Genomic DNA, 15,615 nt, shown 5'->3' on the forward strand with positions numbered 1-15,615 from the left:
AAGTCAAGCGCTATGATGCGAACGGGCAGCGGCCCCAAACGGCCAGCAAAAAGGGCGGCCGATCCCGGCCGCCCCGCCTCATTTCCTCGCCCGAGGGCAGGCCCCCGCAGCCTTAGCCGCCGAGCGCCGACACGGCGGCGCGCCCGACCGCAGCGATGGTGGCGTTCTGCTTTTTCTCCTGCGCCTCGGTCAGATAGACCGCGACGATGACCGGGGCGCGCTGCGGCGGCCAGATCACCGCGACATCGTTGGCCGTGCCGTGGTTGCCGCTGCCGGTCTTGTCGCCGACACGCCAGCCGGCCGGCATGCCGGCGCGCAGACGGGAATCCCCAGTGGCATTGGCGCGCAACCATGCGACGAGCTGATCGCGCGAACCCGCCTGCAGCGCGCCGCCCAGCGTCAGGGCCTGCACACAGTGCGCCATCGCACGCGGCGACGTCGTATCCTTGTCGTCACCGGGCTTGCCCTCGTTGAGCTCGGTCTCGACACGGTCGAGCCGCGTCACCTGGTCGCCGAGGCTGCGGGCGAACGCCGTGACCGCCGACGGGCCACCGAGACTTGCCACCAGGAGATTGGCGGCGGTGTTGTCGCTGCGCGTCACCGCGGCATGACAGAGTTCGGCGACCGACAGGCCATCGCCATCGATCATTTCCTTGGTCACCGGCGAATAGGCGACGAGATCGCCGCGGCCGAACCTGATGCGGCGCGACAGCTGCTCCTTGCCGCCGTCGACGCGCGCGAGGACCGCGCCTGCCAGCAGCAGCTTGAACGTGCTGCACATCGCGAAGCGCTCATCCATGCGCTGGCCGAACTGCGCGCCGCTCGCGGTGTCGACGACAGCAACGCCGAGCCGGCCGCCGCTGTCGCTCTCCAGCACCTTCAGTTCCGCGAGGAACTGGTCTGTCGCCGGCCCGGCCGCCCGCGCGCCACGCCCGCCGGCCAGCACGGCGGAACCCGCCGCAGCGAGGCCTCCCACCACCATAAATCGTCTCGTCAACATGTCCGTCTCAATCCCTGTTCGTCGGTGGCGGCAACTTGGTCGCCGCCGCCTGCCTTGACAAACGATCAATCATGGGAGGAGACATTAGAAAAATTTGGGTCATGACATGCGCTCATCACATTTGCCGCTCAACGCCCTGCGCGCCTTCGAGGCTGCGGCGCGGCAGCTCAGCTTCACGCGCGCAGGCCTCGAGCTGCGCGTGACGCAGGCCGCCGTCAGCCACCAGGTCAAGAGCCTCGAGGATCTCCTCGGCGTGCAGTTGTTCCGCCGCCTGCCGCGCGGCCTCGCGCTCACCGACGAAGGTCAGGCGCTGCTGCCGGCGATCGCGGATTCGTTCGACCGCATCCGCGCCACCCTCGACCGCTTCGAGGGCGGCTATTTCCGCGATGTCGTCACCGTCGGCGTGGTCGGTACCTTCGCCAGCGGCTGGCTGCTGCCGCGCCTGCCGGCCTTCGAAAAAGCCAACCCGCGCATCGACCTGCGCCTTCTCACCAATAACAACCGCGTCGATATCGCCGGCGAGGGCCTCGACTTCGCGATCCGGTTCGGCGATGGTGCCTGGCACGGCACCGAGGCCATCCGGCTGCTCGCCGCGCCGCTGACGCCGGTGTGCGCACCGAAAATCGCCAGACGCCTGCGCCGTCCCTCGGACCTCAAGCGTGAAGTGCTGCTGCGCTCCTACCGTCCCGACGAATGGCCGCAATGGTTCGCCGCCGCCGGCCTCATCTGCCCCACCATCAAGGGCGCGATGTTCGATTCCTCGATCATCATGGCGGAGGTCGCCGCGCGCGGCGCCGGTGTCGCGTTGCTGCCGCCGCGCATGTTCGCCGATCACCTGCGCCAAGAACGCCTGGTGCGCCTGTTCAAGACCGACATCCATACCGGCGACTACTGGCTGACGTCGCTGCGCTCGAAGCGGCAGACGCCGGCGATGGCGGCGTTCAAGGACTGGCTGATCGGCGAGGCCGGCGCCGCCGAACACGCCTGACGCACACGGCGACGCCAGCAAAAAGGGCGGCCCGCCGGGCCGCCCTTTCGCACATGACGATGACGCGCGTGCTTTACTCGGCGGCGAGCTTGATGTCCGGCGCGGCGGCACGAACCTCGGCGTCGACCTTGGCCTCGAACTTGGCGAAGTTCTTCTGGAACATGGCGACGAGGTTGCGCGCGGTCTTGTCGAACTCGGCCTTGTCCTTCCAGGTGTTGACCGGATCGAGGATCTCGCTGGGCACGCCCTGCAGCGCGGTCGGCACCGCGAAGCCGAAATACTTGTCGGTGCGGAATTCGGCATTGCGCAGCGAGCCGTTGAGCGCCGCGGTGAGCAGCGCGCGGGTCACCTTGATCGGCATGCGGCTGCCAACGCCGTACTTGCCGCCGGTCCAGCCGGTGTTGACCAGCCAGCAGTCGACATTGTGCCTGGCGATGAGATCGCGCAGCAGGTTGCCGTACTCGCTGGGATCGCGCGGCAGGAACGGCGCGCCGAAGCAGGTCGAGAACTCGGGCTCGGGCTCGGTGACGCCACGCTCGGTGCCGGCGACCTTGGCGGTGTAGCCCGACAGGAAGTGGTACATCGCCTGCGCCGGGGTCAGCTTGGCGATCGGCGGCATTACGCCGAACGCGTCGGCGGCGAGCATCACGAGGTTCTTCGGCTGGCCAGCGCGGCCGGTCTGCGAAGCGTTGGGGATGAAGTCGAGCGGATAGGCCGAGCGGGTGTTCTCGGTCTTGGAGCCATCGTCGAAATCGACTTCACGGGTGATCGGATCGAACACGACGTTCTCGAGCACCGAGCCGAAACGCTTGCTGGCGGCATAGATCGCCGGCTCAGCCTCTTCCGACAGCTTGATGCACTTGGCGTAGCAGCCGCCTTCGAAATTGAAGACGCCACTCGCGCCCCAGCCATGCTCGTCGTCGCCGATCAGCGTGCGCGCCGGATCGGCCGACAGCGTGGTCTTGCCGGTGCCGGACAGGCCGAAGAAGATCGCGGTATCGCCGTCGGGGCCGACGTTGGCCGAGCAGTGCATCGGCATCACGCCCTGCGCCGGCAGGTAGTAGTTCAGCGTCGTGAACACCGACTTCTTCATCTCGCCGGCATAATAAGACCCGCCGATCAGGACGATCTTGCGGGCGAAATCGATGGCCACCACGTTCTCGGAGCGAACGCCATGACGTTTCGGATCGGCCTTGAAGCTCGGCAGATCGACGATGGTGAGGTCGGGCGTGAAGGCGGCGAGCTCGGAGGCCTTGGGGCGGATCAGCAGGGTGCGGATGAACAGCGAGTGCCAGGCGAGCTCGGTATAGACGCGGGTCTTGATGCGGAAGTCGGGATCGGCGCCGCCGTAGAGGTCCTGCGCAAACAGCGACATGCCTTCGGCGTGCTTGATGAAGTCCTGATACAGCGCCTCGAACTGCTCCGAGGTAATCGCCTGGTTGCCGGCCCACCACACGTTGTTCTCGGTGGTGGCGTCGCGGACCGTGTACTTGTCCTTCGGGCTGCGGCCCGTGAACACACCGGTCTCGGCGCACAGCGCACCATCGGCGGTGAGCTCGGCTTCACCGTTGCGGAGAGCGTGCTCGTAAAGCGCAGGCGTACCCAGATTCCAGTTCACACCCTTGAGGTTTTTGAAACCGAATTTGTCGGCGCCGTAAGCGCCGTTATGCACGCCAGTCTCTTGCACAGATAGTCCTCCTTGAACCCGCGAATCGCCTGACGCCCGGCGGCGCCTTGCACCCCTTTATTTCGCGGTGACCGAATGATGACGGTCGGCTTCAATCCGCGTTCTAATAGTGCTCAACACGTGGGTTGCCAAGCCGATCCCGACCAATTTGGTTTATTCAAGCCCCGGAAAACATGATGCAATGCGGAATCCGAGCGGTTTGGCGGGGCCCGTGATGTCCGAGCCATCATGAGGTGCCGCAACCGGCACAAAGTCGGCTCAGGGCGACGGCGCCGCCGATCTCGCGCGGTCGGCGAGTTCCTTGAGCACCTTGCGCAACTCGCCCGGCGCGACGATCCGTCGCGGAAACGTGAGACGCAGCACCTGCTGGCCCTGCTGCAGATCCATGCCGTCGGGATCGCAGCCCGCACAGCGCCAGTCGCCTTCCGCAGCGCCGAGCAGACGCGATGCGTACAGCGACATCGTCTCGCGGTGGTCTGCATTCATATGGCTGAGAATATCTTCCTCGGCGGCGAGCAAGGAATCCGCGCCCGCCAGATCGGTCAGCACGTGGGCGGGCGTCAGGTCGACGATCCGGCCAAAGCCGGCGACCAGGTGAACAGCGGTGATCCGGATCGTGAAGAACGAGAAATCCTTAAAATCCACAAAGGCTTCAGCAGAGGGATGGGCGCAGAGGTAGCGCCGCCGCACGGTGGCGTCGACAGCCGCCTCGGCGACGCCGCCGACCATGATGCGCGAGCCCTCGAGCGGATCGCCCGCGCGCCGCTCGTCGAGCATCAGCGACACCCGGGGATCGGCCAGCAGATTGCGGGTGTGGATCGCCAGGCGCGAGATCAGCAGGATCGGCGCGCCGTCGACGGCGCTCGCGACATTGACCAGCGAGCAGTACGGGTCCCCCGACCCGGCCATCAGGGTCGCCAGCGCGCCCTGGCGGCTGCGGCGCAGCAAACCACGGGCATGCAGGCCGGGATCGAAATCGGCGTCGGGGGTCATGGGAACCTGCTATTTTGAAATTCAAGGGTTTTTCGCCGGAGCGAACGGGTTTATATAGCCCGGGAACCGCCCATGGCGCAGGAACGTTTCTGGGAACTCGGTCACATTTCAGCCCAGCTTGCATTGCTCGCTGGCCCGCGATCGAAGGTCCGTTGTCCGACCTTTCCCGGTTGAGCGTTCTCTGGAAGCGTTTTGTCGAAGCATCGTTTAGGTCGAAGCGTCTTGGTCGAAGCGTCATGGGGACGAGGAGCGCTCGCCGCCCACAGCCACCGAGTTTGAAAGCAGGCTCATGCCCACAATCGCCTTGGTCGACGACGACCGCAACATTCTGACGTCCGTATCCATCGCGCTCGAGGCCGAGGGTTATCGGATCATGACCTACACGGACGGCGCCTCGGCCCTCGACGGCTTCCGCACCAGCCCGCCGGACCTTGCCATTCTCGACATCAAGATGCCGCGCATGGACGGCATGGAGACGCTGCGCCGGCTGCGCCAGAAGTCCGACCTGCCAGTGATCTTCCTGACGTCCAAGGACGAGGAGATCGACGAGCTGTTCGGCCTCAAGATGGGCGCCGACGACTTCATCAGGAAACCGTTCTCGCAGCGCCTGCTGGTCGAGCGCGTCAAGGCGGTGCTGCGCCGCTCGATCCCCAAGGACCCGACCGCCGCCCCGAAGGAAGCCGATCCCAAGGCGCTGGAGCGCGGGCTGCTGCGCATGGATCCGGAGCGCCACACCTGCACCTGGAAGAACGAGCCGGTGACGCTGACCGTCACCGAATTCCTGATCCTGCAGGCGCTCGCGACGCGCCCCGGCGTGGTCAAGAGCCGCAACGCGCTGATGGACGCGGCCTATGACGATCAGGTCTATGTCGACGACCGCACCATCGACAGCCACATCAAGCGGCTGCGCAAGAAGTTCAAGATGGTCGACGACGAGTTCGAGATGATCGAGACGCTGTACGGCGTCGGCTATCGCTTCAAGGAAACCTGAGCACGCCCGTCGGGGCGCGGACCGCCGCCGGCGGCCGCGGCCCGACGGCATTCCGCGACCGAGCACGCCGCCATCCGATTGGAGCGGCGCGCGCACTGGGATAAACTGGCGTTCGGGCCCGCCCGCGGGGCCGGCGCAACAACCAGGCTGTTTTGCCCTTGCTGGATCGCCCTCTCCCAGACCGGGAATCGGATACGGACGACGACACCCTGCCGCCGATCCCTGAGGCCGAGACCGACGCCGAAGCGACGGAGTTCGTGGACGCCAGGCGCGTGCCCGGCTGGCAGCGCCCGCTCGGCTGGCTGCGCCGCGCCGGCCAGTACATCTTCGCGCTCAGCTTCTCGAGCCTGACCCGCCGCATTGTCTCGCTCAACCTCGCCGGCCTGATCGCGCTGGTGGCCAGCATCCTCTACCTGTCGCAATTCCGCGCCGGCCTGATCGACGCGCGCGCGCAGACGCTGATGACGCAGGCCGAGATCATCGCCAGCGCCATCGCCGCGTCGGCCACGGTCGAGACCAATACCATCACCGTCGACCCCGACCGGCTGCTCGATCTCAAGCCCGGCGAGACCTACGGACCCTCGGAAGACGTGCTGTCCGGCATCGACTTCCCGATCAATCCCGAGCGCGTCGCGCCGGTGCTGCGCCGCCTGATCTCGCCAACCAAGACGCGGGCGCGGATCTACGACCGCGACGGCGTACTGGTGCTCGACAGCCGCAGCCTCTATGGCCGCGGCGACGTACTGCGGTTCGACCTCGCACCGCCGTCGAGCGAGAAACCCGGCTTCATCGAGCGCATCACCATCGCTGTGCGCACCTGGCTCAACCGCGGCGACCTGCCGCTGTACCGCGAACTCGGCCCGGAGAACGGCAACGGCTACTCCGAGATCGGCGATGCGTTGAACGGCCAGAAGGCCAGCATGGTGCGCATCAACGAACGTGGCGAGGTGATCGTCTCGGTCGCCGTCCCCGTGCAGCGCTTTCGCGCCGTGCACGGCGCGCTGATGCTGTCGACCCAGGGCGACGACATCGACCAGATGGTGACCGCCGAGCGCCTCGCGATTCTCAAGGTGTTCGGCCTCGCCGCCGCCGTCATGATCATGCTGTCGCTGCTGCTGGCGAGCACCATCGCAGGACCCGTGCGCCGTCTCGCCGACAGCGCCGAACGCGTCCGCCGCCGCATCAAGACCCGTGTCGAAATCCCCGACTTCACCGGCCGCCGCGACGAGATCGGCCATCTCTCCGGCGCACTGCGCGACATGACGGAAGCGCTCTACAACCGCATCGAGGGCATCGAGCGCTTCGCCGCCGACGTCTCGCACGAACTCAAGAATCCCCTGACGTCCCTGCGCTCGGCCGTCGAAACGCTGCCGCTGGCGCGCTCGGAAGCGAGCCGCAGCCGCCTGCTCCATGTCATCGAACATGACGTGCGCCGGCTCGACCGGCTGATTTCCGACATCTCCGACGCCAGCCGGCTCGACGCTGAGCTGCAACGCCAGGACGCGGCGCCGGTCGACCTCCGCCGGCTGCTGACCACGCTGGCGACGGTCGCCAACGAGACCAGCCACAGCAACAACGTCCGCGTCCAGGTGCGCTTCGAGGGCAATCCGCAGGACAGCTTCTCGGTGCCCGGCCACGATTCGCGGCTCGGCCAGGTCGTCTCGAACCTGCTGTCCAACGCCCAGTCGTTCTCCAAGAGCGGCGGGTCGGTGCGCGTGCTGTGCCGCCGCGCCAAGAACGACATGATCGAGATCGTCATCGACGACGACGGCCCCGGCATCCGCCCCGGCGCGCTGGAGAAGATCTTCGACCGCTTCTACACCGATCGCCCCGAGCAGGGCTTCGGCCAGAACTCGGGCCTTGGCCTGTCGATCTCCAAGCAGATCGTCGAGGCCCATGGCGGCCGCATCTGGGCGGAGAACCGCGCCGGCAAGCCCGACGCCAGCGGCGATACGCTGATCGCCGGCGCGCGCTTCATCGTGCGGCTGCCGGCGCTATGACGCCGGCGCCCGCCCCGAGCATCCACGCCTCCGCCGTCCAGGTCGGCGCCCACGCCGTGCTGATTCGCGGCCCGTCGGGTTCCGGCAAGTCGCGCCTCGCCTTCGACCTCGTCGTCGCCGGCCGTTCCGGACAGATTCCCCCGGCGATCCTGATCGGCGACGACCGCCTGGTGCTCGCTGAACGGGATGGCGCGGTGATCGCCCGCGCGGTTCCGGCGCTGGCCGGCCTGATCGAAATTCGTGGCCTTGGCCTGCGACGGTGCGACTTTGTGCCCGAGGCTCCTGTTGGGCTTGTCGTCGATCTCGCCGCCCCGGATGCCGAACGCATGCCGCCTGTTACGGCGCTTCAAACTCGCATATTCGGTATCGAATTACCGAGAATACCTGTCGGAACCAGCTTTGCGCCGCTTCCATTAGTGGTGGCGGCTCTGCTCACCACGGCCGGTTCCGTACCAGATCCTCGACCTTCGCATGATTGCCGGAAGGAGTTTGGTAACCATATAAGCCCCACTATCGCCACCGAATAGACCGCGTCCGAACGCCCCTTCGGCAGCCCCGGAGGCGTGGGATAGCGTCAACATCCCCCCTTGCCTCGGGGCTCTGGATGGTCAAGATGTGGCCCTTTCGTGCGGTGCACCAATGCACCCGCGAGGAGTCTTCGATGATTGGTTTAGTCCTAGTGACCCATGGGCGCCTCGCCGACGAGTTTCGGGCCGCGCTCGAACACGTGATGGGTCCGCAGAAGCAGATCGAGTCGATCACGATCGGCGCCGAAGATGATGCCGACTTGTGTCGCAGCGACATTATCGAGGCCGTCAAGCGCGTCGACAGCGGCCAAGGCGTTGCGATCCTCACCGACATGTTCGGCGGCACGCCGTCCAACCTCGCGATCTCGTGCATGAGTCGCCCCAAGGTGGAGGTGCTCGCAGGCATCAATCTTCCGATGCTGGTGAAGCTCGCCAAGGTCCGTGAGGACCTGCCGCTGCCCGATGCGATCGCCGCCGCCCAGGAAGCCGGCCGCAAGTACGTCACCATCGCCAGCCGCGTGCTCGCCGGCAAGTGACAGCAATGGCGGACAACGACGGCAAACCCGATACCGTGTCCGCGCTGCCCGGCGTGTACGTCCGCGAAGTCCCGATCACCAACAAGCGTGGCCTGCATGCGCGGGCCTCGGCGAAGTTCGTGCAGATGGTCGAGCAGTTCGACGCCGACATCACCGTCACGCGCAATGGCGAGACGGTCGGCGGCACCTCGATCATGGGTCTGATGATGCTGGCCGCTGGTATCGGCACGTCGATCCTGATCACCGCCAAGGGACGCGAAGCACAGAGCGCACTCGACGCCATTGCGGGGCTCGTCACCAACAAGTTCGGCGAAGACGAGTAGCGCGCGCCACGGCCGGCGCGCACTCCATTACTGCGCGAGCGCGGCGGGTGGCACCAGATAGACCTTCCAGTGCACCAGCGGCCCCGACTTGCCGCGGAAGAAGCGCCGCGCCGAGATGTTGAGCTGCTCGGCATTGGCGGCATTCTTCGCCATCCAGGTTTCGCAGGCCTGCAGGCGGTAGTCACCCTGATCGCAGATGCCGATGAAGCCGAAACGCTTCGCCTCGTCCATCGCCGTCAGGCCCGACGTCCAGACCTCGTTCGGCGTCAGCACCAGCGGATGGTCGGGGCTGTAGAAGGTCATCGGCTGGCCGGCCTCGGTGGTCGCCGCGACCACGGCCCAGCGCGAACGGTAGCGCTGATGCCACATCTGCGTCAGTTGCTGGGCGAATTGTGCGGTCGGGATCGAGGTCGAGCCGATGCCGACCGTCTGCTTGACGGTGTTCTGCGCGATCACCGGTGCGGCGGCAAGCGCGATCAGCGTCATGGCGAGCCAGATCACTGCGAGACGGGCGATGGCGATGCGCTGGACACGCAGCCGCGGCGTCGCGATCACCGCCAGCGGTACCAGAAAGAACAGCGGAATGCCCCAGTCGGTCTTGATGTAGATCGCAAACGCCACCGCCGCGATCGGCGGCACCAGCCCGATGATGGCCTGGATGATCCAGACATTGCGGGCCTGCGACAGGTTCACCGTTGTCCCGACCTGCCTGGTGCGGACCAGGGAACGCCACCACGGCTGGTTGAGCGGCTGCCAGAACAGCGCAATCCACGCCGCGAACAGCACCGGTGCGAGCAGCGCGATGTTGTGCCCGACGTAGAGCAGTGCGAGCTGCACGGACTGGCCGCGGCCCGGCAGCTCATAGACGTCTCCCGCATACGTGAAGGGCAGGAAATCGACCTGCACGAGCCACCACAGATGCGGCAGCAGGCCGACGACCATGACGACGATGCCGACCCACGGCGCCGGCGAGCGCAGGAAGCGGATGCGATCCGGATGCGCCAGCGCCGCGACGCCGGCCGCGCCGATCACCGTAACCGCCCAGTACTTGGTCATCACGCCGGCAACGGCCGCGAGCCCGAGCCATACGCCGGACCACGCGCTGCGCCGCTCGAACGCGTTGAGGAACGCGAGCACGATCAGCGGCAGGGTAACGAGCTGCAGCAGGTCGGTGTTGTACTTGAAGCCCTTGAAATGGAAGATCGGGTAGATCCCGAGCATCAGAACGGTGATGAACGCCCGCCTGTGATCGACGACACGCCGCGCGATGTACCAGCACACCACCATGCCGACGCTCACGGTCGCCATCGCGAGCGCATAGCTCGCCCAGTCGGCGACCGGGAAGACCATGAACCACAACCCGGCGACCCAGCCCGACAGCGGCGGGTGTTTGCCATAGCCGAGCAGGAACTTCTGCCCCCACGCATAGGCCTCGGCGACGTCCATGTGGACGTCCTGGGCCGCCTTCAGGGCCGTCAGGGTGACTGTCCAGAGTACCGCATGGAGGGTAGCGAACCAGATCACCAGGGCCGGCGCGGCGCGCTCGTCGGTCGCCCATCGGGCCAACCGGGCCGCCAGCACCCGCCATCCCCGCCGCCGCGCCCGCGGGGCCGGCAGGGCTGTGATCGATTGAACGTCCGTCATCGCCATCCTTACATTCACAGTGCTAGAGCATTTTCCGGCGCGAAGGAATCGGGATTGCGGCGCGGACTGCGGTCTGCACGCTATGGAGGCCCGAAATCTGGCCGGATTCGGGCCGCAAGGCGGTTGCCGCTGAACACCGCCAATGCTATCCCGCGGCCATGGTCACGACCCCTATTTCCAACATCCGCAACTTTTCCATCGTCGCCCATATCGACCATGGAAAATCGACCCTCGCCGACCGCCTGATCCAGCTGACGGGCGGACTGGCCGAGCGCGAGATGAAGGAGCAGGTGCTCGATTCCATGGATATCGAGCGCGAGCGCGGCATCACCATCAAGGCGCAGACGGTGCGCCTGAACTACCGCGCCAAGGACGGCAAGGACTACATCTTCAACCTGATGGACACCCCCGGCCACGTCGACTTCGCCTATGAGGTCAGCCGGTCGCTGGCCGCCTGCGAAGGCTCGCTGCTGGTGGTGGACGCGAGCCAGGGCGTCGAGGCCCAGACGCTCGCCAACGTCTATCAGGCGCTCGACAACAACCACGAGATCGTTCCGGTCCTCAACAAGATCGACCTGCCCGCCGCCGAGCCCGACAAGGTCAAGCAGCAGATCGAGGACGTCATCGGCATCGACGCCTCCGACGCGGTCATGATCTCGGCGAAGACGGGCATCGGCATCGGCGACGTGCTCGAGGCCATCGTCACCCGCCTGCCGCCGCCGAAGGGCGACCGCGACGCGACGCTGACCGCCCTGCTGGTCGACAGCTGGTACGACGTCTATCTCGGCGTCGTGGTGCTGGTGCGCGTCGTCGACGGCGTCCTGAAGAAGGGCCAGCGCGTCCGCATGCTCGGCACCGGCGCGGCCTATGACGTCGAACGGGTCGGCTTCTTCACGCCCAAGATGCATCAGGTCGACGAGCTCGGTCCGGGTGAGATCGGATTCATTACCGCGGCGATCAAGGAAGTCGCTGATACGCGGGTCGGCGACACCATCACCGACGATCGCAAGCCCGTCGCACAGATGCTGCCCGGCTTCAAGCCCGCGATCCCCGTGGTGTTTTGCGGCCTGTTTCCGGTCGATGCCGACGATTTCGAAACGTTGCGTGCCGCCATGGGCAAGCTGCGGCTGAATGACGCGAGCTTCTCCTTCGAAATGGAAACCTCCGCCGCGCTCGGCTTCGGCTTCCGCTGCGGCTTCCTCGGCCTGCTGCACCTCGAGATCATCCAGGAGCGGCTGTCGCGCGAGTTCAATCTCAACCTGATCGCGACCGCGCCGTCGGTGATCTACAAGATGAGCCTGACCGACGGCCAGGAGATCGAGATCCATAATCCGGTCGACATGCCGGACGTGGTCAAGATCGCCGAGATCCAGGAGCCGTGGATCGAGGCCACCATCCTGACGCCGGACGAGTACCTCGGCAGCGTGCTGAAGCTGTGCCAGGACCGCCGCGGCAACCAGAAGGAGCTCACCTACGTGGGCGCCCGGGCAATGGTGAAGTACGAGCTGCCGCTCAACGAGGTGGTGTTCGACTTCTACGACCGCCTCAAGTCCGTCTCCAAGGGCTACGCCTCGTTCGACTACCATCTCACCGACTATCGCGCCGCCGACCTCGTCAAGATGCAGATCCTCGTCAACAACGAGCCGGTCGATGCGCTGTCGATGCTGGTGCACCGCACCCGCGCCGAAGGCCGCGGTCGCGCCATGGTCGAGAAGATGAAGGAGTTGATCCCGCCGCACATGTTCCAGATCCCGATCCAGGCGGCGATCGGCGGCAAGGTGATCGCGCGCGAGACCGTGCGCGCGCTGCGCAAGGACGTCACTGCCAAGTGCTACGGCGGCGACATCACCCGCAAGCGCAAACTGCTGGAGAAGCAGAAGGAAGGCAAAAAGAAGATGCGGCAGTTCGGCAAGGTCGACATTCCGCAGGAAGCCTTCATCGCCGCACTCAAGGTCGACAGCTGAGCCGCCATCCGGCGGGCTGTTCCACCTCTGCCAGGACATCCCGGCGCGCGGCGCCGGCTATTCTTCCCTCCCCGATCTTCGGTCACCGGCGCGGAACGTTCCGCGCGGCGCCACGTTCTCGAGGCTCAGGCCATCGCAACGGAGAGCGCCCATGCCTCGTGGCGACAAATCCAGCTATACCGACAAGCAGAAGCGCAAGGCCGCCCATATCGAGGAAGGCTACGAGCACCGCGGTGTGCGCAAGGCGGAGGCCGAGCGCCGCGCCTGGGCCACCGTGAACAAGGACAGCGGCGGCGGCAACAAGAGCGGCTCCGGTCGCGGCGTGCCCGACACCAAGGCTTCAGCGAAGCGTGGCGGCCAGGCAGCAGCGAAGCGATCGGCCGCGGCGAAGTCGCGCTCGGCGAAAAAGGCAGCAGCCACTCGTAAACGCCGCGCCGGCTGAGCCGGCAATCACGTCTGACGGAAGTGCAGACGCGATCGCTCAGGCCACCATGGTCTCGTCGCCGGCGGGCGGTGTGTCATCGCCACGCGCAAGACGCTGCGCCCGCAGCAACTGCACGATCTCCTCGTTGGGGCGAGCGCGGCTGAACAGGAAGCCCTGTCCCTCGTGGCAGCCCTCGAAGCGCAGACAGCTCAGCTCCGCCTCGGTCTCGACGCCTTCGGCGGTGATCGTGACGCCGAGCCCCTTGCCGAGGCTGATGATCGATCGCACGATCGCCTGGGCGTCGCGGTTGGCACCGAGGTCGTGCACGAACGAGCGATCGATCTTGATCTTGTCGAACGGGAAGCTGCGCAGGTAGCTCAACGACGAATAGCCGGTGCCGAAGTCGTCCATCGAGATTCGCACGCCGAGCGCGCGCAGCGCATGCAGCGTCGCCACCACCTCGTCGCTCTTTTCCAGCAGCAGCGTCTCGGTGATCTCAAGTTCGAGGCGTTTGGCCGGCAGGCCGGACTGCTTGAGCGCGTCCATCACCACCGACAGCAGGTTGCCGGCGCGGAACTGCAGCGGCGACAGGTTGACGGCGACGCGAACGTCGTCCGGCCAGGCCGCTGCATCCATGCAGGCGCGCCGCAGCATGATCGAGCCGACGGCGTTGATCAGGCCGGTTTCCTCGGCGACCGGGATGAATTCGCCGGGCGACACCATCCCGCGCTCGGGATGAGGCCAGCGCACCAGCGCCTCGAAACCGGTGACCCGCCCGCTCTTGAGATCGACCAGCGGCTGGTAATACGGCTGCAGCACGCCGTTCTCGATCGCCGCCCGCAGTTCCAGCTCGATGCGCCGCCGCGCCTGGGCGCTGGCGTCCATGCCGGGCTCGAAGAAGCTGTAGGTGCCGCGCGCGTCGCGCTTGGCGCGGGACAGCGCCATGTCCGCGCTCTTCAGCAGCTTCTCGGAATCGTCGCCGTCGCCGGGCGCCAGCGCGATGCCGATGCTGGCGCCGATCACCACCGAGTGGCCATTGAACAGATAGGGCTGGCTGATGACGTCGAGCAGGCGCTTGGCGAGCGGCACGATGTCCTCGGGCCGGCCGATCTGGGCCTGCAGGATCGCGAACTCGTCCGCGCCGAGCCGCGCCACCGCATCGTCCTCGCGCAGCGAGGAGCGCAGCCGCTTGGTGACGCTGCGCAGCAGCTCGTCGCCGATGTCGTGGCCGAGCGTGTCGTTGACGGTCTTGAAATTGTCGAGGTCGAGAAACAGCAGCGCAACCTTCTCGCCGGAACGGCGGGTGCGGGCGAGAAGCTCGTCGAGCCGCTGCCGCAGCAGGTTGCGGTTCGGCAGGCCGGTCAGGCCGTCGTGCTGCGCGACGAAGCTGAGCCGCTGCTCGGCGCGCTTTCGCTCGGTGATATCCATCAGCGCCAGCAGCACCACCTGCCGGCCATCATAGACGAGGTGGCGCGAGTAGATCGCAAGATCGATCAGCGTGCCGTCGGCCTTGACGTGCTTCCAGGTGCGCGCGGTGTGCTCGTCGGCGCTGTGGTCGCCGGTCCAGGGCAGCTCGGCCTCGAATGCCTGGATGTGTCGGATCGTGAGGCGCTCGAAATCGGCGCGACCATAGCCGTAGTGCGCGACGGCGGCATCGTTGACGCTGAGGATCTGGCCTGCCGCCGGATCGCACACGATCATTGGAACGGGGTTGCCTTCGAACAGCAGGCGAAACGACGCCTCGCGCTGCTTCAGCTCGGTGATGTCGACGCGCAGGCCGATCACGCCGCCGTCGCCGGTCATCCGCTCTTCGATCAGGATGCAACGGCCATCGGCAAGCACCTGCTCATGACGGCCGTCGGGACGGTGCAGCTTCTGCAGGCGATCGGCGAGCCACTCCTCTTCGCGGCCGGCGGCCTCGGCATAGTCGCCACGCTGCACGCCGACGCGCAAGGTGTCTTCGAGCCGCGCGCCGGTCTCGAACAGATCGGCGCTGCGGCGGTAGATCTCGGCGTATTTCTTGTTCCAGAGAATGTAGCGGCCTTCGGCGTCGAGAAACACGATGCCTTCGGGCAAAATGTCGATCGCCTCGCGCAGCCGCTCGTGCGCCTTGCGCGCCTCGGTAATCGCCGCATCGGCCTCGGCCCGGATCTGGCGAACGTCGATCGCCGCCCCCTCCGCCTCGCCACGCAGGGCGAGACGCGGCGCCGGCCGCTGCGGCAAGCGCGCGACCGGCCGCATGCGCGGCCGCCTCACTCTCTTCTTGTCGATGACTGTCGGCCGCTTCTTCGGCATTCCGCACGCCCTGCACTCGCATTCTGCGAGCTGGTGTTGTCGGCCAAGTGTCTGAAAAAACGGTATCTTGCGTCCGGAGCGACCGTAGGCGGGTCCGGAAAACTACGTCCCTGCACCGCCGCCCGGCTGCCCTTTTCCTGGGCGCGAGCTCTCCTTCCACGCGATACTTGCCGATTTTTCGATCAAATGGCGCGCCACGGGGCGGTTTCGGCGTGTGCGACGTCGCCACCGGGCAAATCCGCC

General features: G+C 66.5%; 13 protein-coding genes. 8 read left to right on the forward strand and 5 right to left on the reverse strand.

Annotated elements, in window-relative coordinates; translation table 11 throughout:
• Positions 1–112 precede the first annotated feature (112 nt).
• The gene (gene bla / locus JQ639_RS18160; RefSeq protein ID WP_211967487.1) at positions 113–1,000 is read right to left on the reverse strand and encodes a class A beta-lactamase; all 888 of its coding nucleotides are present in this window, start codon (positions 998–1,000) and stop codon (positions 113–115) included.
• Positions 1,001–1,106: 106 nt separating this feature from the next.
• Here bla and JQ639_RS18165 point away from each other — a divergent pair, with 106 nt between their 5' ends.
• A complete protein-coding gene (locus JQ639_RS18165; protein ID WP_211967488.1) occupies positions 1,107–1,988 on the forward strand; it encodes a LysR family transcriptional regulator in 882 nt (293 codons plus the stop codon).
• A gap of 73 nt (positions 1,989–2,061) precedes the next feature.
• On the opposite strand, the gene JQ639_RS18170 is transcribed toward JQ639_RS18165, so the two are convergent.
• Both JQ639_RS18170 and JQ639_RS18175 read right to left on the reverse strand, forming a co-directional pair.
• On the reverse strand, positions 2,062–3,675 hold the full coding sequence (locus tag JQ639_RS18170) for a phosphoenolpyruvate carboxykinase (RefSeq protein WP_211967489.1): 1,614 nt from the start codon (positions 3,673–3,675) through the stop codon (positions 2,062–2,064).
• Between the two features lie 258 nt (positions 3,676–3,933).
• Entirely contained in the window at positions 3,934–4,668 is a 735-nt protein-coding gene (locus JQ639_RS18175; RefSeq protein WP_211967490.1) for a HugZ family pyridoxamine 5'-phosphate oxidase, read from the reverse strand.
• Between the two features lie 289 nt (positions 4,669–4,957).
• On the opposite strand from JQ639_RS18175, the gene JQ639_RS18180 reads away from it, so the two are divergent.
• The 5 genes from JQ639_RS18180 (at position 4,958) to JQ639_RS18200 (ending at position 9,045) form a co-directional block, all read left to right on the forward strand.
• On the forward strand, positions 4,958–5,659 hold the full coding sequence (locus tag JQ639_RS18180; RefSeq protein ID WP_211967491.1) for a response regulator transcription factor: 702 nt from the start codon (positions 4,958–4,960) through the stop codon (positions 5,657–5,659).
• Between the two features lie 158 nt (positions 5,660–5,817).
• The gene (locus tag JQ639_RS18185) at positions 5,818–7,659 is read left to right on the forward strand and encodes a sensor histidine kinase (protein ID WP_211967492.1); all 1,842 of its coding nucleotides are present in this window, start codon (positions 5,818–5,820) and stop codon (positions 7,657–7,659) included.
• The gene (locus tag JQ639_RS18190; RefSeq protein WP_211967493.1) at positions 7,656–8,186 is read left to right on the forward strand and encodes an HPr kinase/phosphorylase; all 531 of its coding nucleotides are present in this window, start codon (positions 7,656–7,658) and stop codon (positions 8,184–8,186) included. The genes JQ639_RS18185 and JQ639_RS18190 overlap by 4 nt, the downstream gene beginning before the upstream one ends.
• A gap of 134 nt (positions 8,187–8,320) precedes the next feature.
• A complete protein-coding gene (locus JQ639_RS18195) occupies positions 8,321–8,722 on the forward strand; it encodes a PTS sugar transporter subunit IIA (protein WP_211967946.1) in 402 nt (133 codons plus the stop codon).
• A 5-nt stretch (positions 8,723–8,727) separates the two neighbouring features.
• Positions 8,728–9,045, forward strand: coding sequence for an HPr family phosphocarrier protein (locus tag JQ639_RS18200; protein ID WP_211967494.1), 318 nt, complete (start codon positions 8,728–8,730; stop codon positions 9,043–9,045).
• A 27-nt stretch (positions 9,046–9,072) separates the two neighbouring features.
• Here JQ639_RS18200 and JQ639_RS18205 read toward each other — a convergent pair whose 3' ends face one another.
• Positions 9,073–10,689: a glycosyltransferase family 39 protein gene (locus JQ639_RS18205; RefSeq protein ID WP_211967495.1), complete on the reverse strand. Its 1,617-nt coding sequence runs from the start codon at positions 10,687–10,689 to the stop codon at positions 9,073–9,075.
• Positions 10,690–10,847: 158 nt separating this feature from the next.
• Between JQ639_RS18205 and lepA the strand changes: the two genes are divergently transcribed.
• Both lepA and JQ639_RS18215 read left to right on the forward strand, forming a co-directional pair.
• On the forward strand, positions 10,848–12,653 hold the full coding sequence (gene lepA / locus JQ639_RS18210) for a translation elongation factor 4 (RefSeq protein ID WP_211967496.1): 1,806 nt from the start codon (positions 10,848–10,850) through the stop codon (positions 12,651–12,653).
• A 151-nt stretch (positions 12,654–12,804) separates the two neighbouring features.
• On the forward strand, positions 12,805–13,095 hold the full coding sequence (locus JQ639_RS18215; protein WP_211967497.1) for a plasmid stabilization protein: 291 nt from the start codon (positions 12,805–12,807) through the stop codon (positions 13,093–13,095).
• Between the two features lie 39 nt (positions 13,096–13,134).
• On the opposite strand, the gene JQ639_RS18220 is transcribed toward JQ639_RS18215, so the two are convergent.
• Positions 13,135–15,372, reverse strand: a complete 2,238-nt coding sequence (locus tag JQ639_RS18220) for a putative bifunctional diguanylate cyclase/phosphodiesterase (RefSeq protein ID WP_371745135.1) — start codon at positions 15,370–15,372, stop codon at positions 13,135–13,137.
• Between the last annotated feature and the right edge of the window lie 243 nt (positions 15,373–15,615).

This window comes from Bradyrhizobium sp. U87765 SZCCT0048 (genome assembly GCF_018131225.1).
In the GTDB taxonomy this organism is placed as follows: Bacteria; Pseudomonadota; Alphaproteobacteria; order Rhizobiales; family Xanthobacteraceae; genus Bradyrhizobium_A.